A 20,130-nucleotide genomic window follows, 5' to 3' on the forward strand; every position below is an offset into this window, starting at 1 on the left:
CCTCTTCATTTGCGAATATGCTTTAAGGGGGAGGGCGTGATACAGATAGAAAAGAATCAAAACTGTAGCAGATGAGAAAAAAGGCTTATTCTGTAATAATTTTCACTTTTGTACCTGCGGATAAAGTTTGTGTTGGTGAGAGGGCATTGAGGATGCGAAAGAGTTTTTCTTTATCTGGTGTGTGTTGCATTTTATTGGCTAGGTTTGCAACGTTTTCTCCTTGTTTTACGCGAACAACACGGATTTTTAAGGGCTTCAGTTTTTTTAATTGTGAAGATGAAAGAGAATGAAAGCTTTGTAGAGTTTTTTGTGCAACCTCTACAAAATTTTGAGAATTATGTGGGGCGGCTGTCAGAAAACGAAAGATGTGGTTGTTGAATGGAATGACAACTACATCAAATTGCCATTGCTCATTGGTAGCATGGGCTTGTGCTCCAAGTAAACTTTGGCTTTGAAATCCTTGACGCGTAAATTCTTGATGGGGGAGCCCCTGAATTTTGATGGGGCGGATAGATGATTGGTCTAGCCCGATAATCCAGCCGCTTTTCAAATAATCACTCGCAGATATTCCAGCAGGATGCGGAATAGCATCAAAACGAATCGCAATTTTATCTGGTCCACTGGCCCAAACAGTGTGTGCTGAATATTCTATTGTAAAATTGTTTGGAACAGAAAAAGCTATGCGCAATTGTGGGTGAATAAATTGGTTGCCTCGTACAAAACCTGTATAAAAGCCTCCTCCAAAAATCATGCCATCAATGCTTTTGAGAAAAGAATCGCGATCAGTTGTTTTACTATTCCCTTTACTGATTTTACGCGCTTTTTCTATCGCAAGTCGAATGCGTTGAGGGGTGGTTGGGTGGGAGGCTAAAAAATCTAGAGAGGCATTTTGGGTGCCAGAGATATTACGCAAAGCACTATAGGCTTCCATTGTTTGAAGAAAGCGCGGTGAAGCAAATGGATCATATCCTGCTTGTTGGAGCATTTCAAGTGCAAGGGAATCAGCTTCCAGCTCTTGATTGCGGGAAAATTGCGCGAGTTGTTGCTTGTTTTGCATAGGGTTATGAAGTTTTTTGCCAATAGAAGAAAGAAGACGTGAAGATGTATGACTTGTCATCTTTAATTGAGCTTCTTTTTGCAGGCGTAAAATGCCATGATTGGCTCTGATATGTGCTATCTCATGGGCTAAAATGGCTGCAACTTCTGAAGAATCATTGGCTAATGCCAGCATACCACGAGTGATGTAGATCGCACCATTGGGGAGCGCAAATGCGTTAATACTTTCTGAGTTTAAAATTGTTACAGAATAGCTTTGATGAGAACTATGTGATGCAACTGTCAGTTTATGGACAATCTTTGCTAAAAGGTGTTCAAGTTTTGCATTATAATAAGCGCCGCCATACATTTTCAAAATACGTGGGTGTTGCCGAGCGCTTAATGTGACATAGATATTGTGATTGTTGGTACGTTTGATCGTTTTAGAAGATGTGGAAGAAAGCTTATCATTTTGAGAGAGGGGCGTATGACAAGCTGAAAGGAGAAACATTAAACTTATGAAAGTTGCTTTATACAGGCGCGAGCGAAAAAGAAGATTGCGTTGAAAAATGGGGTGCGTTGGACCATGGTGCACATTGTTTTTGCGGAGTAATTTGGCAAATTGCATTTGTATCTTTGTATCGTATGTTTCTTTAAGAGAGTCATTAGGGATAAGGACTCGTTTGGCTATATCATGCTTTTTGTTTATAAAAAATAACTCTCGCTTATAAAAGGGTGCGCTATAGCTATAAAGGAAATTTTGTGAAAGGCAAAGTATGGCATGACAACATTTACGATATTGTTAAATGGAGACATTTGTATCACTGATCGCTTGCTTAATCAAATTCAAAACAGTCGGGTGATTGCTGCCGATGGTGGTATGCGTCATGCGGCAGCGCTTAATGTGTCGCCTGAGTTGTGGTTAGGCGACTTTGATTCATCGGATGAGAATTTAATACGCGAATATAGTCATGTTCCGCGTGAAGTTTTTCCTTCTGATAAAGATATGACAGATAGTGCTCTGGCATGTGAAAGAGCGTTGCAAAATGGCGCTAAAAAGCTTATTTTATGCGGTGCTTTGGCAGGTGAGCGAAGTGATCATAGCCTTTCTCATATGACGCAAGCGTTGATGATGGCTGAAAGGGGTATTTCAGTGTTGTTGACAAGTGGTTTAGAAGAAGGTTGGCCGGTTTTGTCGAAACCTTGTTCGTATGATTTGCCTAAGGGATGTTTGTTTAGTATTATCGGTTTTTCTGATTTAGAAGGCTTAACTCTTGCAGGGGTAAAATGGCCGATTTGTGACAAAAATGTGTCATTTGGCTCTTCTTTAACACTTTCTAACCGTATTTGTGGAACCTTTTCTTGCCATTTAGGTTCTGGAAAAGCTATATTGTTAGCGTCTGTGCCTATTCCATAAAGCTCTTCCAATATATTTTGAATAAGGCAGGGGGGGGCCTAGTGATTAAGTGCCGACATAAACGATATATTATGTATTGATCTTGAGAAGGAAAGGTTTTGATATGTTAAAATCAATTTTTAAAGTGGCAGTTGTTTCAGCCATTGGTTTCAGTTCAGTCGCTTGTACCACAAACGATGAACGCGTTGCACGTTACGGCGTAGGAGGAGCAGCAATCGGTGCTTTGGCTGGAACTGCTATTGCTGGAAGTACTCCTGGAGCAGCACTTACCGGTGCAGCATTTGGTGCTTTGGCTGGAACAGTAACAGGTGCGGCTGCAAATCAAAGAAAACAACAAAGACAGGCATCACAATTGTGTACGTATCGTGGTCGTAGAGGACATGTTTACCAAGCACCTTGTGCCCAAAGAGTCCCTGTACGACAATTGTGTTCTTACCGTGATTCTAGAGGGGTGATGTATAAAGCACCTTGTCCGCACCGCGTTCGTTAATGGCGCCGCCGCTTCTGCGGCTTGACCGCATTTTCTTAAATTTTGGAAAAACGCCTTTGCTCAATCAAGCTTGTTTATCGGTTGAGCAGGGGGCGCGTATCGCGTTGGTCGGTCGTAATGGTTGTGGAAAATCAACCCTGTTAAAAATTGCCGCAGGGATATTAGAGCCTCATGGTGGTGAAATTTTTCGCCACCCGCGAGTGACGCTCCGTTATGTCTCACAAAATCCGGATTGTGCAGGATTTGAAGATATTAACGCTTATATGGAAGCGGGGCTGGATGATACATCTGATGTTCAGTGGATCAATACGCTTCGCACAAATTTAAGGTTTTCGGGGGCGGAAAAATTGGAAACGCTTTCGGGAGGCGAAAAGCGGCGTGTTTCATTATTACAGGCCATTGCTGCAAAACCCGATATTTTGTTCTTGGATGAACCAACCAATCATCTTGATTTACCAACCATTGAATGGCTGGAAGCGGTTTTATCGTCTTTGCGTTCAGCGATTGTGGTGATTTCCCATGATCGGCGATTTTTAGAAAATGTTACACGGTCAACGGTATGGCTTGATCGTGGCACAACCAAAAGACTGGAAAAGCGTTTTTCAGAATTTGAAAGTTGGCGTGATAAGGCGTTGCAAGAAGAAGCCATCGAGCAGCATAAATTGGGGCGCCAAATTGCCCGTGAAGAGCAATGGTTACGTTATGGCGTGAGCGCACGGCGTAAGCGTAACGTACGGCGCTTGGGGGAATTAAAAAACTTAAGACAGCGTCATCAAAACTATAAAGGGCAGCCGGGAAATGCACTTTTGACAGCAACGAAAAGTCATGAGTCTGGGCAATTGGTGCTTGAAGCAAAGAAAATTTCAAAATCCTATGGTGATCGCATTATCGTGAAAGATTTCTCTTTGCGTATTCAGCGTGGTGATCGAATCGGGTTGGTAGGACCCAATGGTATCGGAAAGACAACGCTCCTTTCTGCATTAATTGGGCAAGAAGCCGTGGATAGTGGAACGGTGAGGCATGGCTATAACCTCTCTATGGCATTGCTTGATCAGCAACGTATTTTAAATGAAGAGGAAACTTTAGCGCATTATTTAACGGGAGGAAGGGGTGATACTCTTGTGATCAATGGGCTGGAGCGGCATGTAGTTTCTTATATGAAAGACTTTTTATTTTTGCCTGAACAAGCACGCACTCCCCTTAAAGAATTTTCGGGGGGAGAAAGAGCACGCCTCATGCTTGCACGACTTCTTTCACGTCCTGCAAACTTTTTGATTCTTGATGAACCGACCAATGATTTAGATATGGAAACTTTGGATTTGTTGCAAGAATTTATTGCTGATTTTGTGGGAACAGTATTGTTGGTCAGCCATGACAGAGACTTTTTAGATCGTACTGTAACGCATATGTTAGCACCTCAAGGTGATGGTCATTGGGTTTTGTATGCGGGCGGCTATAGTGATATGATGGCGCAAAATCAGCATGCTCTGAGTTTACAACGCAGAAAAACAGAATTATCGCAGCGTAAAGCACCTTCAAAATCTCATGCGGGAGAGCTTTCAAAGCAGGATTCATCAACAGATCATAGCTTGATAGTGCGGGAGAAAAAAACACGAGGTAAATTGTCTTATAAGCAGGTTTATGCATTGGAAAAATTGCCTGAAGAAATTGCTGTTTTGCAAAATGAAATCAAAAAAATTGAGCAAGAACTCTCTGATCCAGCTCTTTATCGCAGTGATAAAGAGCGTTTTGAGCGTTTATCAACAGCGTTGGAAAAAAAGAAAAATACTTGCACACAAAAAGAAGAAGAATGGTTAGAACTTGAAATTTTACGCGAAGAAATGGAAGCTTGTTCACGGTAATGTCTAAGACATTTTAAAAGATTTGTATTGCATTATTACGGTTTCTTCGATTTGTTACAAGAGTTTATGGCTGATTTAGCGGAAACAGTGTTGTTGACGAGTTATGGCAGAGACTTTTAGATCGCACTGTAACTATAGCACCTCAAAGCGATGGTCATTGGGATTTGTATGTGGGTGCAGTGATATGATAGCGCAAAACAAGCATGCTCTGAGCTTACAAGGCAAAGAAACAAAACTACCTTTGCCGTGAGTTTTTTCAAAATTTCGTATATGGAAGCACGCCAGTTCCCAATGTTTCTACAGCCCCTTTGGAACTTGAGGGCATCCATAAGAAATATTTCCTTGTCTTTACCTTATACCCTAAATACACCATCCCCGCTTATGACGGAAAAGCAAATGATCCTCATTGATTCTACTGTGAGAAGTGTTGTGATGAGGAAAGCTTACTGTATTCGACGTTATGATTTAAGTTTAAAAATGATGATTTGTCAGTATAAATCAACGTGTTGTTGTAACATTTCTAGGAAGAGAAAATGATGGCAATTAAAACAAAGCGAACAATTTCCACATTGATCAGTTTAGAAGATGCAGCTGAACTGTCTTCTTATTACCTCCGTAATGCGAATCATTTGCGTCCTTTTGAACCGTTAAGATCTGATGGTTACCACAGCCTAACAGCTTGGGAAATACGAGCTAATGAATTTGCTTATGAAAGTGCACAAGGACAAGCATACCGATATGCCGTACGATTAAAAAATGAAAACACAGTCATTGGTGTTGTGAATTTTACAAATGTGGTTCGGGGTGTTTTTCAAGCTTGTCATCTTGGTTTTTCTCTTGATGAACAACAACAAGGCAAAGGTTTCATGTTTGAGAGTTTATCGGCTTTAATCCGGCATATCTTTCATGTTTATCATCTACATAGAGTGATGGCAAATTATAGACCTGAGAACATAAAAAGCGAACGTTTATGAAAGCGCCTTCATTTTGAAAAAGAAGGCTATGCCAAAGACTATTTGATGATTTCTGGAAAATGGAGAGACCACATTCTAACTTCTCGAATCAATGATCTCTATGAGTCAGTCAATAGATTCGAATAAAGTTTTGTTAAAAGTTCTATGAAGGGGCTTTTTATCAAATGTGTAAATATGCTGAATTTTTCCCTATCCTAAAAGATAAAGATCCTTAACCAGCTATTCTTTTGTAAACAGTTCAGACTCTATATTTAGCGGATTTCAACTGCTGACCACTTTATATGTTTCTTTTCGTAGATAATGAATTGATTTATCATCATAATTCATTTTTCAATTTGAAGGAAGAGAGTCCTCAATATCGTAAGACTTTCTCATTTCAAATCTATTAATGTTTAATCATAAAAATTACCTCTCTTGCACATCACAAATTGGATTGGCGTACAAGTGAGGGGTTGTGTGGATAAAAATGATTGGAGGACAAGGATAAAAATGCTCTGTATAAATCCTTTTAATGTGAGGGCTGTTGCAATATTGTGTATTCTGTGACCGATAGTCTCGTTACAAGTTACACAAACAGCTTATTATTGGGTGAAATTTTTATACATTCATTTGTTTTTTTGCATTTTCTTTTCTTAAGAAAAATTCCAATTTTATCAATAGCTTTAACTCATACCAAGCGCATTTTTATAAAGCTCAATGATTGCTTCTTCTTCCATTCGTTCATGCTCTTCTTTTTTACGCAACCGTATAATGCTGCGAACGGCTTTACTATCAAAACCAGAGCCTTTAAGTTCAGTGTAAACGTCTTTAATATCATCAGAAATGGTTTTTTTTTCTTCTTCTAGCCGTTCAATGCGTTCGATAAAAGAGCGTAATTGGTTGACGGATATAGCGTGTGTTTGATCGGTTACTGTATCGTTCATTGTATTTTTCTCCAAGTTATATATTTTAAGTTATTTTTCGACGACGAATTTATGTTGAAAAAGCTTGAAAAACAAAAAGTAAATCAAGCTACACAGTTTTTTTACAAATTGACTTTAAATATTTTGTAAAATTTTTAAGATATATGCATTGATAAAAGGGCTATAAAAAGAAAAATATAAAAATATACGTTTTAGGCTTGAAAAGCTTTTGAAAAAAGAAATGTGTAATTTGTTTTGAAAATTTGACATCATAGAGGAAGTTTTGTGATTTTAAAAAAACGATATTGGGTATTTCAAAAAGGATTAAAGGTTTTTTTCTTGAGCATTTTGCTCTTGTTTCCCCTTGTTGTTTTTGCAAAAGCTGACTTTAGGGTTTGTAATACAACTCAACAGTCTGTAGGGGTTGCTCTTGGATATCGTACATTTTCAGGGTGGGTGAGCGAAGGCTGGTGGACGGTACCAGTGACGGAGTGTAAAACCTTAATTGAAGGGCCTCTTGCTTCACGGTTTTATTATTTTTATGCGGAAGGGGCACAAAAAAAAGGGAATTGGGCAGGTTCTGTAACCATGTGTGTGCAAGATAGCCAATTTACCATTCAAGGGGTTCATGATTGTTTCCCTCGAGGATATCAAAAGGCTGAATTTAAAGAAATCGATACCGGAAATCAAACCAGTTGGATGGTACAGTTGACGGATGAGTCTTTATTAAACAATTCAGTCATACCTTCTCTTTCAGGAAACTCTCCACCGTGAAACGTGCACGTAAAGTAAAAATTATTGCGACTCTTGGTCCTTCTTCTTTTTCTCGTTTGATGATTGAGAAGCTTTTTAGGGCAGGAGCAGATGTTTTTCGTCTTAATATGAGCCATACTGACCGTGATATGATGGGTGATTTGGTCAAGTCTATACGAGAAGTTGAAAAAACAGTTCGGCGACCCATAGGTATTTTAGTGGATCTTCAGGGGCCAAAACTGCGTGTGGGTCGTTTTACTAAGGGTCAAGAGGATTTGCGTGTTGGGCAAAGCTTTACGTTAGATAATCGCGATGTGTTGGGTGATGCACAGCGTGTTTTTTTCCCTCATGAGGATGTATTTTCGGCTGTTAAACCAGGAGATCGGTTATTGATTGATGACGGAAAACTGGAACTGCGTGCTGAGTTGTGTGATGGTCATTCTGTACAGTGTCGCGTGGTTGCTGGAACTCATATCTCTGATCGAAAGGGTGTCAGTTTTCCCGATACAATTTTGCCTTTTGATTCGATGACGTCAAAAGATAAGGAGGATCTTCAGGCTCTTTTACAGCAGCCTGTTGATTGGGTTGCTCTTTCTTTTATTCAACGTCCAGAAGATATTATAGCGGTGCGCCGGTTGACGAAAAGCAAGGTGTCTTTGATGGCTAAAATCGAAAAGCCTCAAGCTTTAAAGCATATAGAGAAAATTATTGAGGTATCCGATGGTATTATGATTGCACGGGGTGATCTTGGAGTGGAAATGCCTTTGGAAAGGGTCCCAGCACTTCAGATGGAGCTCATAAAAGCTTGTCGTTTAGCAGGAAAGCCTGTTGTGGTGGCAACACAAATGCTCGAATCAATGATCACATCTCCTGTTCCGACACGCGCAGAAGTGTCGGATGTTGCTACAGCAGTTTATGCAGGAACAGATGCGGTGATGTTGTCTGCTGAATCTGCTTCTGGTCGTTATCCTGAAGAAGCTGTGCTTATGATGGACCGAATCGCGCGGCAAATCGAACAAGATCATACTTATGCAGCTCAGGTTGGGGCACAACATCCAGCACCAGAATCAACAGGAACGGATGCGATTTCTCTTGCTGCGCGTCAGATTGCTGAAACACTTGCGCTATCCGCTATCGTTGCCTATACGGCTTCAGGAACAACGGGGGTGCGCGCCTCTCGTGAACGTCCCAATAGACCGATTATTGCTTTATCTCCCATTGTGGAAACAGCTCGGCGTTTGGCCTTAGTTTGGGGGCTTCATTGTGTGGTCACGCAAGATGCGCGGAGTTTAGAGGATATGGTTGATCGTGCAGCAGCCATTGCATTTCAGGAAGGTTTTTGCAAAGGGGGAGATCGTTTCCTTGTGACAGCTGGTGTTCCCCTTGGAACGCCTGGTGCCACAAATCTCTTGCGTATTGCTTCTGTCTCTCAAGATGGAACGAAAGGGATTTGAGCCGTTTACGCATGGTGTTTTTTCATGCGTTTTTGAACAGGCTTTAAAAAACAACGGCTGTGCGCCTCTTGTGAATGCCTCCCTAGACCCATTATTTTTTATCTCCTATCGTAAGATAGAAAGGTGCTGCGTTAGGTCGTCAGGTTTGGGAATGGGAGCAGATGCAGTGATGTTGTCTGTTGATTTCGTTTTAGTTCTGAGGAAACTGCTTTTACGGTAGGGCATTTAATGGGATCCCCCCTTTTATTTCATTGAGGCATATTGGGGATTGCTTTATTGATGGTTATATGAGCGAGATGTTCATTGATAATGAGAGTTCATTCTTTTGCTTTTTGAATGAGAGCCTTGAAATTTTTCTCATTTTAAACTTTTGCAAATAAAAATGAATAAAATTAGAATTATGTGCCTAAAAAGTCATGCTGGATTAAACTTGAATTAGAAGTCCGAATACCGTAAGATTCTCTTAAATTTATTTATGTTTTGTTAATCATAACTATTTGCTTGCACGTCACAAGTGAGTGGTCCATATGGGTAAAAATTGTACAAAAATGACTAAAAATGCCTCTTATGAATCGTTTCAAGTGTTAAGGGCTGTCGCAATATTGAGGGCTGGCTATAATGATGGTGCCGATTTCCTCTTTTATTAAGCGTGGAGATTTTGAGGGGTGGGGAGAGGAATATGGATTATTTGTTATAAGGATAAAAATAGCGGTAGAGGATGTTTTTAAGAGCTATTATTGTTGTTTATGATGTTTGAGGTTGTATGAGATTAACATACTCTTCGGGTTTGACTTTTTTCCTGCTCTAAAGGATGAAAATACTTAATTCACGCTGGTTTATAAATGATACGGCTCTTTTCGGTGGGTTTCATCGGATGGACATTTCAGGTGCAAAGACTGCATGGTGCTTATATTATCAAATGGCGGTGTTTTACGGAATAATAGATAAGGTTATTTTTTTAATATATTTTTAATATATATTGAATCTGCTTGATATTATCTAAGGGAAAGGACTTTTGGTATGCATTCATAGGGAATATGAATATAGTTCTTTTTCTCGAAGGATGCTTTATTTGTTTGTTACTGTTGTCATTTATATGATTTTTTTTACAATGATGTTGGTTTTGTTATCTTGTTGCGCTGTTAAAAGACATCTCATTTGAAGTGTTGTGGTATAAGGTTGCCTCCTTGATATAAGAAGTGTTTGTGCGGAGATGAAAGATTCAGAGTCGGGTTTTCTTGTTGAGTTTTAAGTTAATCCCATAAGTGGTGAGTAGCTGGAATCCTCTCTATAAAAAACCGGACCATTTACAGACTGGTGTGGTTTAAGAATTTTTATCCTGTGGGGTGTAGCGGACAAGTCAAATCACTGGTTTGTTACGCGCTGATGTACGTTTAGAAATCTTCCTGTTCTTGTTCTTGAATGTTTGTGCTGTTTTGATCATCTTTGAGCAATTGGTTGGTGAGATTTTCAATGCGTTGTGTGGTGTCACGCATAATTTTCCCCATGGTGCGGTCTTTTTCGTTGTGGAGTCGTAAAAGAGCATTGTAGTCTTCTTGTAATTTTTTATTTTCTCGTTTTATTTCTTCCATTTCATCGATAATCATTATGCCAGCCATAACCGATAAACGATGGTCGCCAATTTCACCAAAATTGTTCTTTAAATGTGTGATATATTGATCCAATTGAGCAGCAAGCGCAATAAGACGACGTTCTTGTCCTTTATCACAAGCCATGCGGTAAATTTTACCATCAATGGTAACGGAAACAGTTTCCATACATTCAAACCTTTATCTATCAATGACAACACGAATTGTTTCCATTGCTTTAATAAGACGTTTGGAAACTTCTTTGTTTACGGACTCTAAGCGTTCAATTTGGGCTTCAGCTTTGTCAAGCGCTTGGGCAAGATGGCTGCGGTCAGCATTCATTCGTTGAATTTCTTCTTCCCATTCGTTATTTTTATCAATAACGGCATTGCGGTTTATTATGGTGATCTCTAAAGTTCTAAGTGCTTTTTCTAGGTGCTCTAGAGCATCTTGTAGAACCGTCGTTTCTTGGTTCATTGCTTTTATCCTTTGGGTAATTGTATCCTTTATCAATGTGTTATGCAAAAACGAATCACTTTCACTCTTGTATTGTGTGCATTTTATTTTTAAGTATGTAGGATATTTTAGCAAGCAAAGCAGGGGATAGATATAAATTAAAAGCTGGATTTTTTGCGCGTATTGGCATAAATGACATGGATATACAGGACGCGTGAGGGGAATGTTATTAATGTTATTGAAGTGGTGGCAAAAAGTCTCACGCTAATGGTTAGAAAATAGTATTTCTTGAGAATTTTTAAGAGAATACGGAAAAAGCAACAGAATAACGTATTTAACGAAATGGTCGATTATTCATGACAAATACCCACCAACAGAATCAGATGGCCAATGCTATCCGTTTTCTTGCTATTGATGCGATTGAAAAAGCAAATTCTGGTCATCCGGGCTTGCCAATGGGGGCAGCCGATATTGCTACGGTTCTTTATACACAATTCCTTGCTCATGATCCTAAAAATCCTCGCTGGCCTAACCGTGATCGTTTTGTGTTATCGGCGGGGCATGGGTCTATGTTGCTTTATGCTCTTTTGTATCTTTCTGGTTATGAAGATCTCTCTCTTGAGGATCTCAAAAATTTTCGCCAATTAGGGGCAAAGCTTGCTGGGCATCCAGAATATGGGCATGTGGCGGGAATCGAAACAACGACTGGTCCTCTTGGACAAGGGTTGGCAAATGCCGTGGGAATGGCTCTTGGGGAGCGTTTGCAAAATGCCCGTTTTGGTGATCTCATCAATCATTACACTTACGCGTTGGTGGGCGATGGATGCCTTATGGAAGGGATATCTCAAGAAGCGATTTCCCTTGCTGGTCATTTGAAACTCAATAAGCTTATTGTGTTGTGGGACGATAATAATATTTCCATTGATGGAGAGATTTCCCTTGCTGACAGTACTGATCAGATTGCGCGTTTTAAAGCTTCTGGTTGGGAGACACATAAAGTCAATGGGCATGATCAAGCAGCAATTGCACGGGCTATTGAGGCGGCACAAAATTCCGATAAACCGACTTTGATTGCTTGTAAAACAACAATTGGTTTTGGAGCGCCAAATAAAGCGGGTACCAATAAAGTTCATGGAGCTCCTTTGGGTGCACGAGAAATCACTGAAACCCGTATCGCTTTAGGGTGGGATGCTGAGCCTTTCGTTATTCCAGCTGATATTCTCGATAATTGGCGCTTGGCTAGTCTCAATGCTGCTAAAAAACGCCAAAAGTGGGAAGCAAAATTTGCTGATCTTCCTGTCTCAGAGCGTGTGGAGTTTGAAAGATTGATGCGAGGCGATCTCGTGGGCGGATTTGATGGCGCTATTGATATTTATAAACAGAAACTGGTTGAAGAGCGCCCTGTTGTTGCTACGCGTAAAGCTTCGGAAATGGCTCTTGAAGTTATCAATGGAGTCGTTGCTGAGACCATTGGTGGTTCGGCTGATCTAACCGGATCTAATAATACAAAAAGCAGCCAGATGAAAAGTATCTCTGCTGAAGATTTTTCAGGGCGCTATCTGCATTATGGAATTCGCGAACATGTAATGGGGGCTGTGATGAATGGTCTTGCCCTTTATGGCGGCTTTATTCCTTATGGGGGAACCTTTTTATGCTTTTCTGACTATATGCGTCCTGCTATGCGGCTCTCTTCTCTTATGGGATTGCGGGTGATTTATGTCATGACTCATGATTCTATTGGCCTTGGTGAGGATGGTCCGACCCATCAACCCGTAGAGCATTTGTCTTCCTTGCGTGCAATGCCTAATCATCTTGTGTTTCGTCCTGCTGATGCTATGGAGACAGTCGAGTGTTGGCAATTGGCTTTGAAAGCACGCAAAACGCCTTCTACTTTGGCTTTGAGCCGACAAAATTTACCGCTTTTGCGTCAAGAGTATGAAGAAGAAAATCTCTGTATGCTTGGTGCTTATGAATTCCTAACAGCTAGCGATGATGCACAAGTGACGCTGTTTGCTTCTGGTTCGGAACTGCAAATTGCGGTGGAGGCACATGCGGTGTTAGAAGAAAAAGGCATCCCAACGCGTGTGGTTTCTGTGCCTTGTTTTGAACTCTTTTCTCAACAGTCTTGCTCCTATCAGCGTGCTCTCATTGGAGATGCGCCGATTAAAATTGCCATTGAAGCTGCTATCCGGCAAGGATGGGACCGTTTTATTGGCTGTGATGGTGTGTTTATTGGTATGGAGGACTTTGGGGCAAGTGGAACAATTGATGCCCTTTATGCGCATTTTGGTATTACTTGTGAGAATGTGGTCGCTACCGTTGAAAAAGAGCTTGAAAAGATCAAAGAGGAAAAGACAAAATGACAGTTTGTGTTGTCATGAATGGGGTGGTTTTAGGGCATCATATTCTGTGCATTATTGTGGATAAGTGAGTGAGTGATCAAGATATTGACATTGTGGGAATTAATGATTTTAGATTGGTGAAATACCCATTTATTGTGTTTTAAATGTTGTGCTTAAAAAAATTGATGAGGAAACATGTGAAATGACAGTTCGTGTTGCAATTAATGGGTTTGGTCGTATTGGTCGCAATATTTTACGTGCACTTGTGGAAAGTGAACGGCAAGATGTTGAAGTGGTCGCAATTAATGATTTGGGATCGGTGGAAACAAATGCCCATTTATTGCGCTATGATTCAGTTCATGGGCGTTTCCCTAGGAACGTTAAGGTGGTAGGGGATGCCATTGATGTGGGGGGTGGTTTAATAAAGGTATGCGCAGAGCGTGATCCTGCTCAATTGCCTTGGAAAGATTTGGATATCGATATTGCTTTAGAATGTACGGGCATTTTTACTGCGCGTGATAAAGCAAGTGCTCATTTGGATGCGGGGGCAAAGCGTGTTCTTGTTTCTGCGCCTTCTGAAGGAGCAGATCTTACGGTTGTCTATGGGGTTAATCATCAATCTTTAAGCAGCGAGCATCGCGTTGTTTCAAATGCTTCTTGTACAACCAATTGTTTGGCGCCTGTTGCACAAGTCTTGCACAACACGGTGGGCATTGAAAAGGGCTTTATGACAACAATCCATTCTTATACGGGTGATCAACCTGTGTTGGATACAATGCATCGTGATCTTTATCGTGCACGTGCGGCAGCTCTTTCTATGATTCCTACCTCAACAGGAGCGGCAAAAGCTGTGGGATTGGTCTTGCCAGAATTAAAGGGATTGCTTGATGGTGTATCGATTCGTGTTCCGACCCCTAATGTTTCTGTGGTTGATTTGACATTTACCGCTAAGCGTTCCACAACAATCGAAGAAATTAATACAGCCATTGCTATTGCTGCACAAGGTCCTTTGAAGGGCGTTTTGGATTATACAGAAGAAAAACTCGTAAGTTGTGATTTTAATCATAATCCTCATTCAGCTATTTTCCACAATGATCAAACAAAAGTGATTGATGGTAAGCTCTGTCGCGTTTTGGTTTGGTATGATAATGAATGGGGCTTTTCTAACCGTATGAGTGATACGGCTGTGGCTTTTGCTAAGACAATATAAGAAGACCTCAGGGTCCTTCTTTTTATAGGAAAAAGTCTCATTTTTGTACAATTTTGAGAAAAACAGATAGAGGCTGTTGTTTTCATGCGCTAGAGAGAAGAAACTATTGAAAAATTGATGATGTGTTTTGTTTTAATACTGGATTAATACGTGCTTTTACAAGCTGCATGAAAGAGTAAACTTTGAAAAAGTAAGATCTGAACGAGATGCCCTTTGAGAAAACGTCAGAAAATAGGAGATGTAAACTCTTTTGCCTAGAAGTAAAAGGAAGCTTTAATAGAGATCAAATTGAGCCAATGCATTTTTTTTTGTCGCAATAGGATATGAAGATTAAGAGCAATGGTAGACTTTTGTACATTTGATGATGAAAGCTTCGGCTTTTCAAGCAGAGGGTGAGAGATAGGTTGTCTTGGATCTCTTGTAAAAGCAAAGAGGGGGATAAGTGGAAAGAAAAGTGGGCAGGGTTGTTGGATACGTTTTTATTTGAAATAATGGAAAGTGAAGAGGAAGCAGTGATGGGGTTTCGTACACTTGATGATGTTGATGTCACTGGAAAACGTGTTCTTGTGCGGGTGGATTTTAATGTGCCAATGGCGCAGGGCGAGGTCTGTGATACGACGCGCTTAGAGCGACATAAAGAGACACTCGTTGAGCTACAAAAGCGGGGTGCTAAACTTATTCTGCTTTCTCATTGTGGTCGCCCCAAAGGAAAGGTAGAGCCAGAGTTTTCACTCCGTCCTGTTGTGCAAGTGCTGGAAAAGATCATTAATCAGCCTGTTTCTTTTGCTCCTGACTGTATCGGTTCGGCGGTGCAGGTTGCGGTTGAGTCATTACAAAATGGGGGTGTTTTACTGCTTGAAAATGTTCGTTTTTATGCTGGTGAAGAAAAGAATGATTGTTCTTTTGCGGAAGCTTTGGCCCATAATGGGGATCTCTATATCAATGATGCTTTTTCAGTTTCTCATCGTGCCCATGCTTCGGTGGAGGGAATAACGCATTTGTTGCCTTCTTATGCAGGGCGCTCTTTGCAAGGTGAGATGCAGGCATTAGAGAAAGGACTTGGCAATCCAACACACCCTGTGGTTGCCATTGTGGGAGGAGCGAAAGTTTCCAGCAAGCTTTTTGTGCTCAATCATTTGGTGGAAAAGGTTGATCATCTCGTGATTGGTGGGGGCATGGCTAACAGTTTTTTAGCAGCGCAAGGTGTGTCTGTTGGTAAGTCACTGTGTGAACATGCACTGATGGACACGATAAAAAAAATCATCAAAAAAGCGCAAGAGTGTCAATGTACGCTTCTGCTCCCTCAGGATGCTGTCGTTGGATTTCGCTTTGAAAAAGATGCACCGCATCGTCTTTATGACATTGAAGATATTCCACAAGATGGCATGATATTGGATATTGGGACACGCTCTATTGCGCATATCAATACTGTGATAGATAAAGCTGCTACTCTTGTGTGGAATGGACCCCTTGGTGTTTTTGAAATGTCTCCTTTTGATAAGGGAACCATTGCAGTTGCACGCCATGCAGCAGAACGTAGTTTGACGGGAAAGTTGGTTTCAATTGCGGGAGGGGGCGATACAGTTTTTGCTCTTAATCATGCTGGTGTTGCCAATGATTTTACTTATCTCTCGACTGCTGGAGGGGCTTTTTTAGAATGGATGGAAGGTAAGGTTCTGCCTGGCATTCTTGCCCTTATGCAGGCTTAGAGAGTTTATTGAAAGAGCAGCTTTAAAAAAGAGCTGTGTGTCGTTGTGTAGACTGTGTTTAATGTGTTGCGCACTTTTGGAAGTTTTAAGACAAAATGAAATTTTAAGACAAAATAAAGAGGAATTTTTTATGAATGAACGGCTTGAAGATATTGCACTTGCTTTGGTGCATGCGGGTAAAGGTATTTTGGCGGCAGATGAAAGTACGGCGACCATTGGAAAGCGTTTTGAAAGCATTGGTGTTGAATCCAATGAAGATAGGCGCCGTGCTTATCGTGAAATTCTTTTTAGTACAAAAGAAGCAATGGAAAGCACTATCTCTGGGGTTATTTTATTTGATGAAACCATTCGGCAAAAAGCATCAACTGGGAAAATGTTGACGGATCTTATTCGGGATGCAGGTGCTTTGCCAGGGATTAAAGTTGATACTGGTGCCAAATCCTTAGCGGCTTTTCCTCAGGAAACGATTACAGAAGGGTTGGACGGTCTTCGTGAGCGGCTAAAAGACTATTATGCTTTGGGAGCACGTTTTGCTAAATGGCGTGCGGTGATTGCTATTGATGAACACACTTTGCCAACAAGAGGAGCAATAAGACAAAATGCACAAGCTCTTGCACGCTATGCTGCGTTGTGTCAGGAGTTCAAGATTGTGCCGATTGTCGAGCCGGAAGTGTTGATGGATGGACCATCGTGTGGGCATTCCATTACACGCTGCTTTGAGGTGACAAAAGCTGTCTTACAGACAGTCTTTAAAGAATTGTTTGAAGCTCGTGTTGTTTTGGAGGGGATGATTTTAAAGCCCAATATGGTGATTGATGGAAAGGATGCCCGCAACGCTTCTGTTGAAGAAGTGGCTGAAAAGACCGTCCAGGTACTTAAACAGACTGTTCCTGCCGCTGTTCCAGGAATTGCCTTTCTTTCTGGAGGGCAGTCTGATCAGGAAGCAACGGCGCATTTATCTGCCATGAATTCTTTGGGCGCATTGCCTTGGAAATTGACTTTTTCTTATGGACGAGCATTGCAAGCAGCTGCTTTAAAAGCATGGGCTGGAAAAGATGAGAATATTGCTGTTGCACAGAAGGCATTTAGTCATCGGGCTCGGATGAATCATCTTGCGGCTTTGGGACAATGGACAACAGAACAAGAAAAAGTGTGCGCTTGAAGCACAAGCTCTGTGCCTAGTGCCTAAATGCGGAGAGATTTTACATGTTTCTGCGTGATTTGGGGTGCTCTCATCATGATAAAAATGGCGAGGGCATTTTAGGCTTGAAAGCCTTTTCAGAGAGTTTTCTTCTTGGATATTTTAAAAGTCTTTAATGGGTGCTATCGAGAGATAAGATTGCGGGAGAGGTGCAATTTCGGGAAGGGGAGATGGTGCTTTAAAGGGAATTTATGAATGCGCAGCATCTTAGTGTGTTGTCACTCATGAGGTGGCACTTACTTTTTGAGTGAAAATCATAAAGCTAATACTGTATTGAATAGTTTGATCTTGTGATATTTTTTCTTTTTCATGTTATCATTACTTGTCATTAGCAGAATTCATTTGATTGCAGTTTCAAAGGTGGAAAAGCGGGTAGATTAGAGAGTTGCGATGTCTAAGTGGATTGGATATATAGCTTATGAAGTTTTTGTGCGTCAGGATAGCTTCCTCTGCAAGGTGGGTGGCTTTTTATTGACGAACGGATTGAATAACTCTTGCTAACAAAATAGATTTGCACCTCAATAAAACACCTATTTTTCGTTAAAATGAATAAATTTTTCTTGTATTTTATGATGATATAATTACAAATAACTAATTTTACAGCATTTTGGCTTAAAATGGGGGGAGTTGTGGACAGCATATCTTCTAAGAATACAAGCATCAAAAGAAAAAATCGATACGCAGAACAGAGCTTTTCTGTAATTATGATGCGAAAATTGTGCAATATGGTGCGTAGAACATTCGCTATAATATTTGGAGTGTTTACTTTCATAATTTTTCTTATCCTGTTCCGCATGCGTGGATTGGTTCATACCGCATTAGGCTTCTTTTCGGGTGCGAGTGGATTAGCGTGCTTTTTCTTTTTTATCGGATACTACTTACAACGCCGCGAAGCAACAGCAGATGAAGCCGGTATATCGCTCACGTTACTCTTAGCAATTGGTGAAGGCGTTTTTTCTATTTGCTGCATGTCTGCTGCGTGGGGTTACGACGCTCTCTTATTCCGTTTAGCACCTCCTGGGTATGTTCTTATTCTCCCTGAATAAATAGGGCGCACTTTGTTTGTGTACAAATCAAAATGAGAAGCTGTCTTCTTCTCAAATTCTTAATAACTGCTCTCCAAAATCATGACATCAGACCCGCGTTTAATGAAGGGACTAACAAGCCTTGGTCATTAAGCTCAAGGCAATCCTTTAAAGGTTGCGCCTAACGGTATCCTTGACCTAAGACCCCCAAATGGCTTATTTTGTTTTTCTCATGCGGCTCTGAAATCATGATATAAGAGGAAAGCTTCTCATGGTGCCTAAATGGTACCTTATCGTGTGTTAAATGGAAAAATGAGAAAAAGCGTTTTTATGCAATATAATCCAATTGTGATTTTTTGATTTGAACATAAAGGATTTAAAGTCTTCTACAAGACTGATACGATAAAAAGGGGGAAAATCGCTTATACTCAGCAACTAAGGCGTATTTTAGGTGCTTTTGATATAGCTATATCACCAAATGATTTTGAATGACTTAGCCTTTTAGCTCTATTCACTAAAAGATCATTTTGAGGGCTATTAGTTAATGATTGTAAAGGAAAGTTAGCACGTAATATTTCGCTTTGCTGGTATAGATGCCGAATTAGTTGATTATCTAGAGGATTACTGAAGAGGGAGTGCTAAAAAATGATGGAAAAACCTCTCTGCACCTCGGTGAATTTGTGGTTGAAGATATAATCATAGAACTTGGCTTATCTGTTACTAAAACAGCTGAATGATTTGAAAGGGTTAGGGTGTCAGTTCTGCATAGGCTTGGTCAGTTATGCAAAAAAATTATGCTTTGGTGCAAGCTTTAAAACATAAATACCGTAAAGATATATTCTCATTGTACATGTTTCTATTATCGTTAACGTGCCTTCTTAAAGCACGACAGGGGGTGCTATAAAGTTGAGGGCTGTAAATATATAAATGATGGGATTGGTGGTGGTGTGGGAAGATGGTGTCCAATCGAAGCATTCTATCCTTATTTTTGTAGGTTATGACTGGAAGAGAGAGCTGGAGAGACAATTTGTGAGCAAAGAGAAAGTGTTTTGAGGTTGTGTGTCTGCAAGAGCAAAACAGTGGTCGTGGTAATATTTACAAACAATAAATTTGATAAAATTTTACGATTTTGCCAACAGCTGGTTTATTATAAAAGCTGTTGCTTATACGCGCTCACAAAAAAGTTATAAGAAGCCCAAAAGCGCTAAAAGAGTCTTCGTTCTTTTGAAAGAGAATAAAGGATACTCTTGTAGATGAGAAAAGCCTATTTGTGAATTACAATTTGTCATGATTTTCGGTAAACACTATTGTTTAGGGCGGTGATAGAGGGTATGAAAAATTTTTCGTATTAAGTTTTTTAAAGAGTGTGATGAGTCTTTAGGATAGAGCTTGTGTCCCTATAGCCTATCAAGTGAGCCGCATAAGGACCTCCAGAAAACGAGCACCATTATATTTTTTTCCAGCGTATACTCTTTTGTCAGCGCCCCAATGTTGTGACAGCCTTTGGTATTAAAAGAGGTAAGATAGGCATTTTGTTCTTTTTTGTACAGTTTCACTCCACATGCTCACTCCGCTTGTGATGTGCAAGCCAAGAGATTTTGTTTGATTCACTATGAGGGTTTGACATGAGAAAATCCTATGGTATTCATGATCTCTCATGAAAAACAATGAATTATCCTTATAAATCAACGTGACAGTGCTGTTATGAAAA

14 protein-coding genes and 1 pseudogene are annotated in these 20,130 nt (G+C 40.4%); 11 read left to right on the top strand and 4 right to left on the bottom strand.

Going from position 1 to position 20,130, the window contains the following annotated elements; all coding sequences use genetic code 11:
• Positions 1-85: 85 nt before the first annotated feature.
• Positions 86-1,663, bottom strand: coding sequence for a M48 family metalloprotease (locus tag ACFIKO_RS05935; RefSeq protein ID WP_375673510.1), 1,578 nt, complete (start codon positions 1,661-1,663; stop codon positions 86-88).
• Between the two features lie 153 nt (positions 1,664-1,816).
• Here ACFIKO_RS05935 and ACFIKO_RS05940 point away from each other — a divergent pair, with 153 nt between their 5' ends.
• The 4 genes and pseudogenes from ACFIKO_RS05940 to rimJ all read left to right on the top strand — a co-directional run bounded on the left by ACFIKO_RS05940 (position 1,817) and on the right by rimJ (position 5,904).
• Complete coding sequence (locus ACFIKO_RS05940; RefSeq protein ID WP_375620041.1) at positions 1,817-2,452, top strand: thiamine diphosphokinase; 636 nt, start codon at positions 1,817-1,819, stop codon at positions 2,450-2,452.
• 103 nt (positions 2,453-2,555) lie between these two features.
• Positions 2,556-2,942: a hypothetical protein gene (locus tag ACFIKO_RS05945; RefSeq protein WP_375673511.1), complete on the top strand. Its 387-nt coding sequence runs from the start codon at positions 2,556-2,558 to the stop codon at positions 2,940-2,942.
• On the top strand, positions 2,942-4,804 hold the full coding sequence (locus ACFIKO_RS05950; protein WP_375673517.1) for an ABC-F family ATP-binding cassette domain-containing protein: 1,863 nt from the start codon (positions 2,942-2,944) through the stop codon (positions 4,802-4,804). The genes ACFIKO_RS05945 and ACFIKO_RS05950 overlap by 1 nt, the downstream gene beginning before the upstream one ends.
• 536 nt (positions 4,805-5,340) lie before the next feature.
• Positions 5,341-5,904 (top strand): annotated as a pseudogene (gene rimJ / locus ACFIKO_RS05955) (ribosomal protein S5-alanine N-acetyltransferase).
• A 536-nt stretch (positions 5,905-6,440) separates the two neighbouring features.
• Here the strand turns inward: rimJ and ACFIKO_RS05960 are convergent.
• Entirely contained in the window at positions 6,441-6,701 is a 261-nt protein-coding gene (locus ACFIKO_RS05960; protein ID WP_039760779.1) for a DUF2312 domain-containing protein, read from the bottom strand.
• A 264-nt stretch (positions 6,702-6,965) separates the two neighbouring features.
• Between ACFIKO_RS05960 and ACFIKO_RS05965 the strand changes: the two genes are divergently transcribed.
• Positions 6,966-7,454 (top strand): DUF1036 domain-containing protein, encoded by a 489-nt coding sequence (locus ACFIKO_RS05965; protein WP_375620043.1) that lies wholly within the window; start codon positions 6,966-6,968, stop codon positions 7,452-7,454.
• Positions 7,451-8,887, top strand: a complete 1,437-nt coding sequence (pyk, locus tag ACFIKO_RS05970) for a pyruvate kinase (RefSeq protein WP_375673512.1) — start codon at positions 7,451-7,453, stop codon at positions 8,885-8,887. The genes ACFIKO_RS05965 and pyk overlap by 4 nt, the downstream gene beginning before the upstream one ends.
• A 1,394-nt stretch (positions 8,888-10,281) precedes the next feature.
• Here the strand turns inward: pyk and ACFIKO_RS05975 are convergent.
• Entirely contained in the window at positions 10,282-10,665 is a 384-nt protein-coding gene (locus tag ACFIKO_RS05975; RefSeq protein ID WP_375620045.1) for a cell division protein ZapA, read from the bottom strand.
• A gap of 12 nt (positions 10,666-10,677) precedes the next feature.
• Complete coding sequence (locus ACFIKO_RS05980) at positions 10,678-10,953, bottom strand: DUF4164 domain-containing protein (protein ID WP_005774573.1); 276 nt, start codon at positions 10,951-10,953, stop codon at positions 10,678-10,680.
• A gap of 335 nt (positions 10,954-11,288) precedes the next feature.
• Here ACFIKO_RS05980 and tkt point away from each other — a divergent pair, with 335 nt between their 5' ends.
• The 5 genes from tkt to ACFIKO_RS06005 all read left to right on the top strand — a co-directional run bounded on the left by tkt (position 11,289) and on the right by ACFIKO_RS06005 (position 18,440).
• A complete protein-coding gene (gene tkt, locus ACFIKO_RS05985) occupies positions 11,289-13,295 on the top strand; it encodes a transketolase (RefSeq protein WP_375673513.1) in 2,007 nt (668 codons plus the stop codon).
• Between the two features lie 181 nt (positions 13,296-13,476).
• Positions 13,477-14,484 (top strand): type I glyceraldehyde-3-phosphate dehydrogenase, encoded by a 1,008-nt coding sequence (gene gap, locus ACFIKO_RS05990; RefSeq protein ID WP_375620047.1) that lies wholly within the window; start codon positions 13,477-13,479, stop codon positions 14,482-14,484.
• 515 nt (positions 14,485-14,999) lie between these two features.
• Entirely contained in the window at positions 15,000-16,193 is a 1,194-nt protein-coding gene (locus ACFIKO_RS05995) for a phosphoglycerate kinase (protein ID WP_375620052.1), read from the top strand.
• A gap of 130 nt (positions 16,194-16,323) precedes the next feature.
• Positions 16,324-17,355 carry a class I fructose-bisphosphate aldolase gene (locus tag ACFIKO_RS06000; protein ID WP_375673514.1) on the top strand — a complete coding sequence of 344 codons (1,032 nt, stop codon included), beginning with the start codon at positions 16,324-16,326 and terminating at the stop codon, positions 17,353-17,355.
• Between the two features lie 833 nt (positions 17,356-18,188).
• Entirely contained in the window at positions 18,189-18,440 is a 252-nt protein-coding gene (locus ACFIKO_RS06005) for a hypothetical protein (protein WP_375673515.1), read from the top strand.
• Positions 18,441-20,130 lie beyond the last annotated feature (1,690 nt).

The organism is Bartonella sp. TS82HLJMH (genome assembly GCF_042193495.1).
Classification (GTDB): domain Bacteria; phylum Pseudomonadota; class Alphaproteobacteria; order Rhizobiales; family Rhizobiaceae; genus Bartonella; species Bartonella grahamii.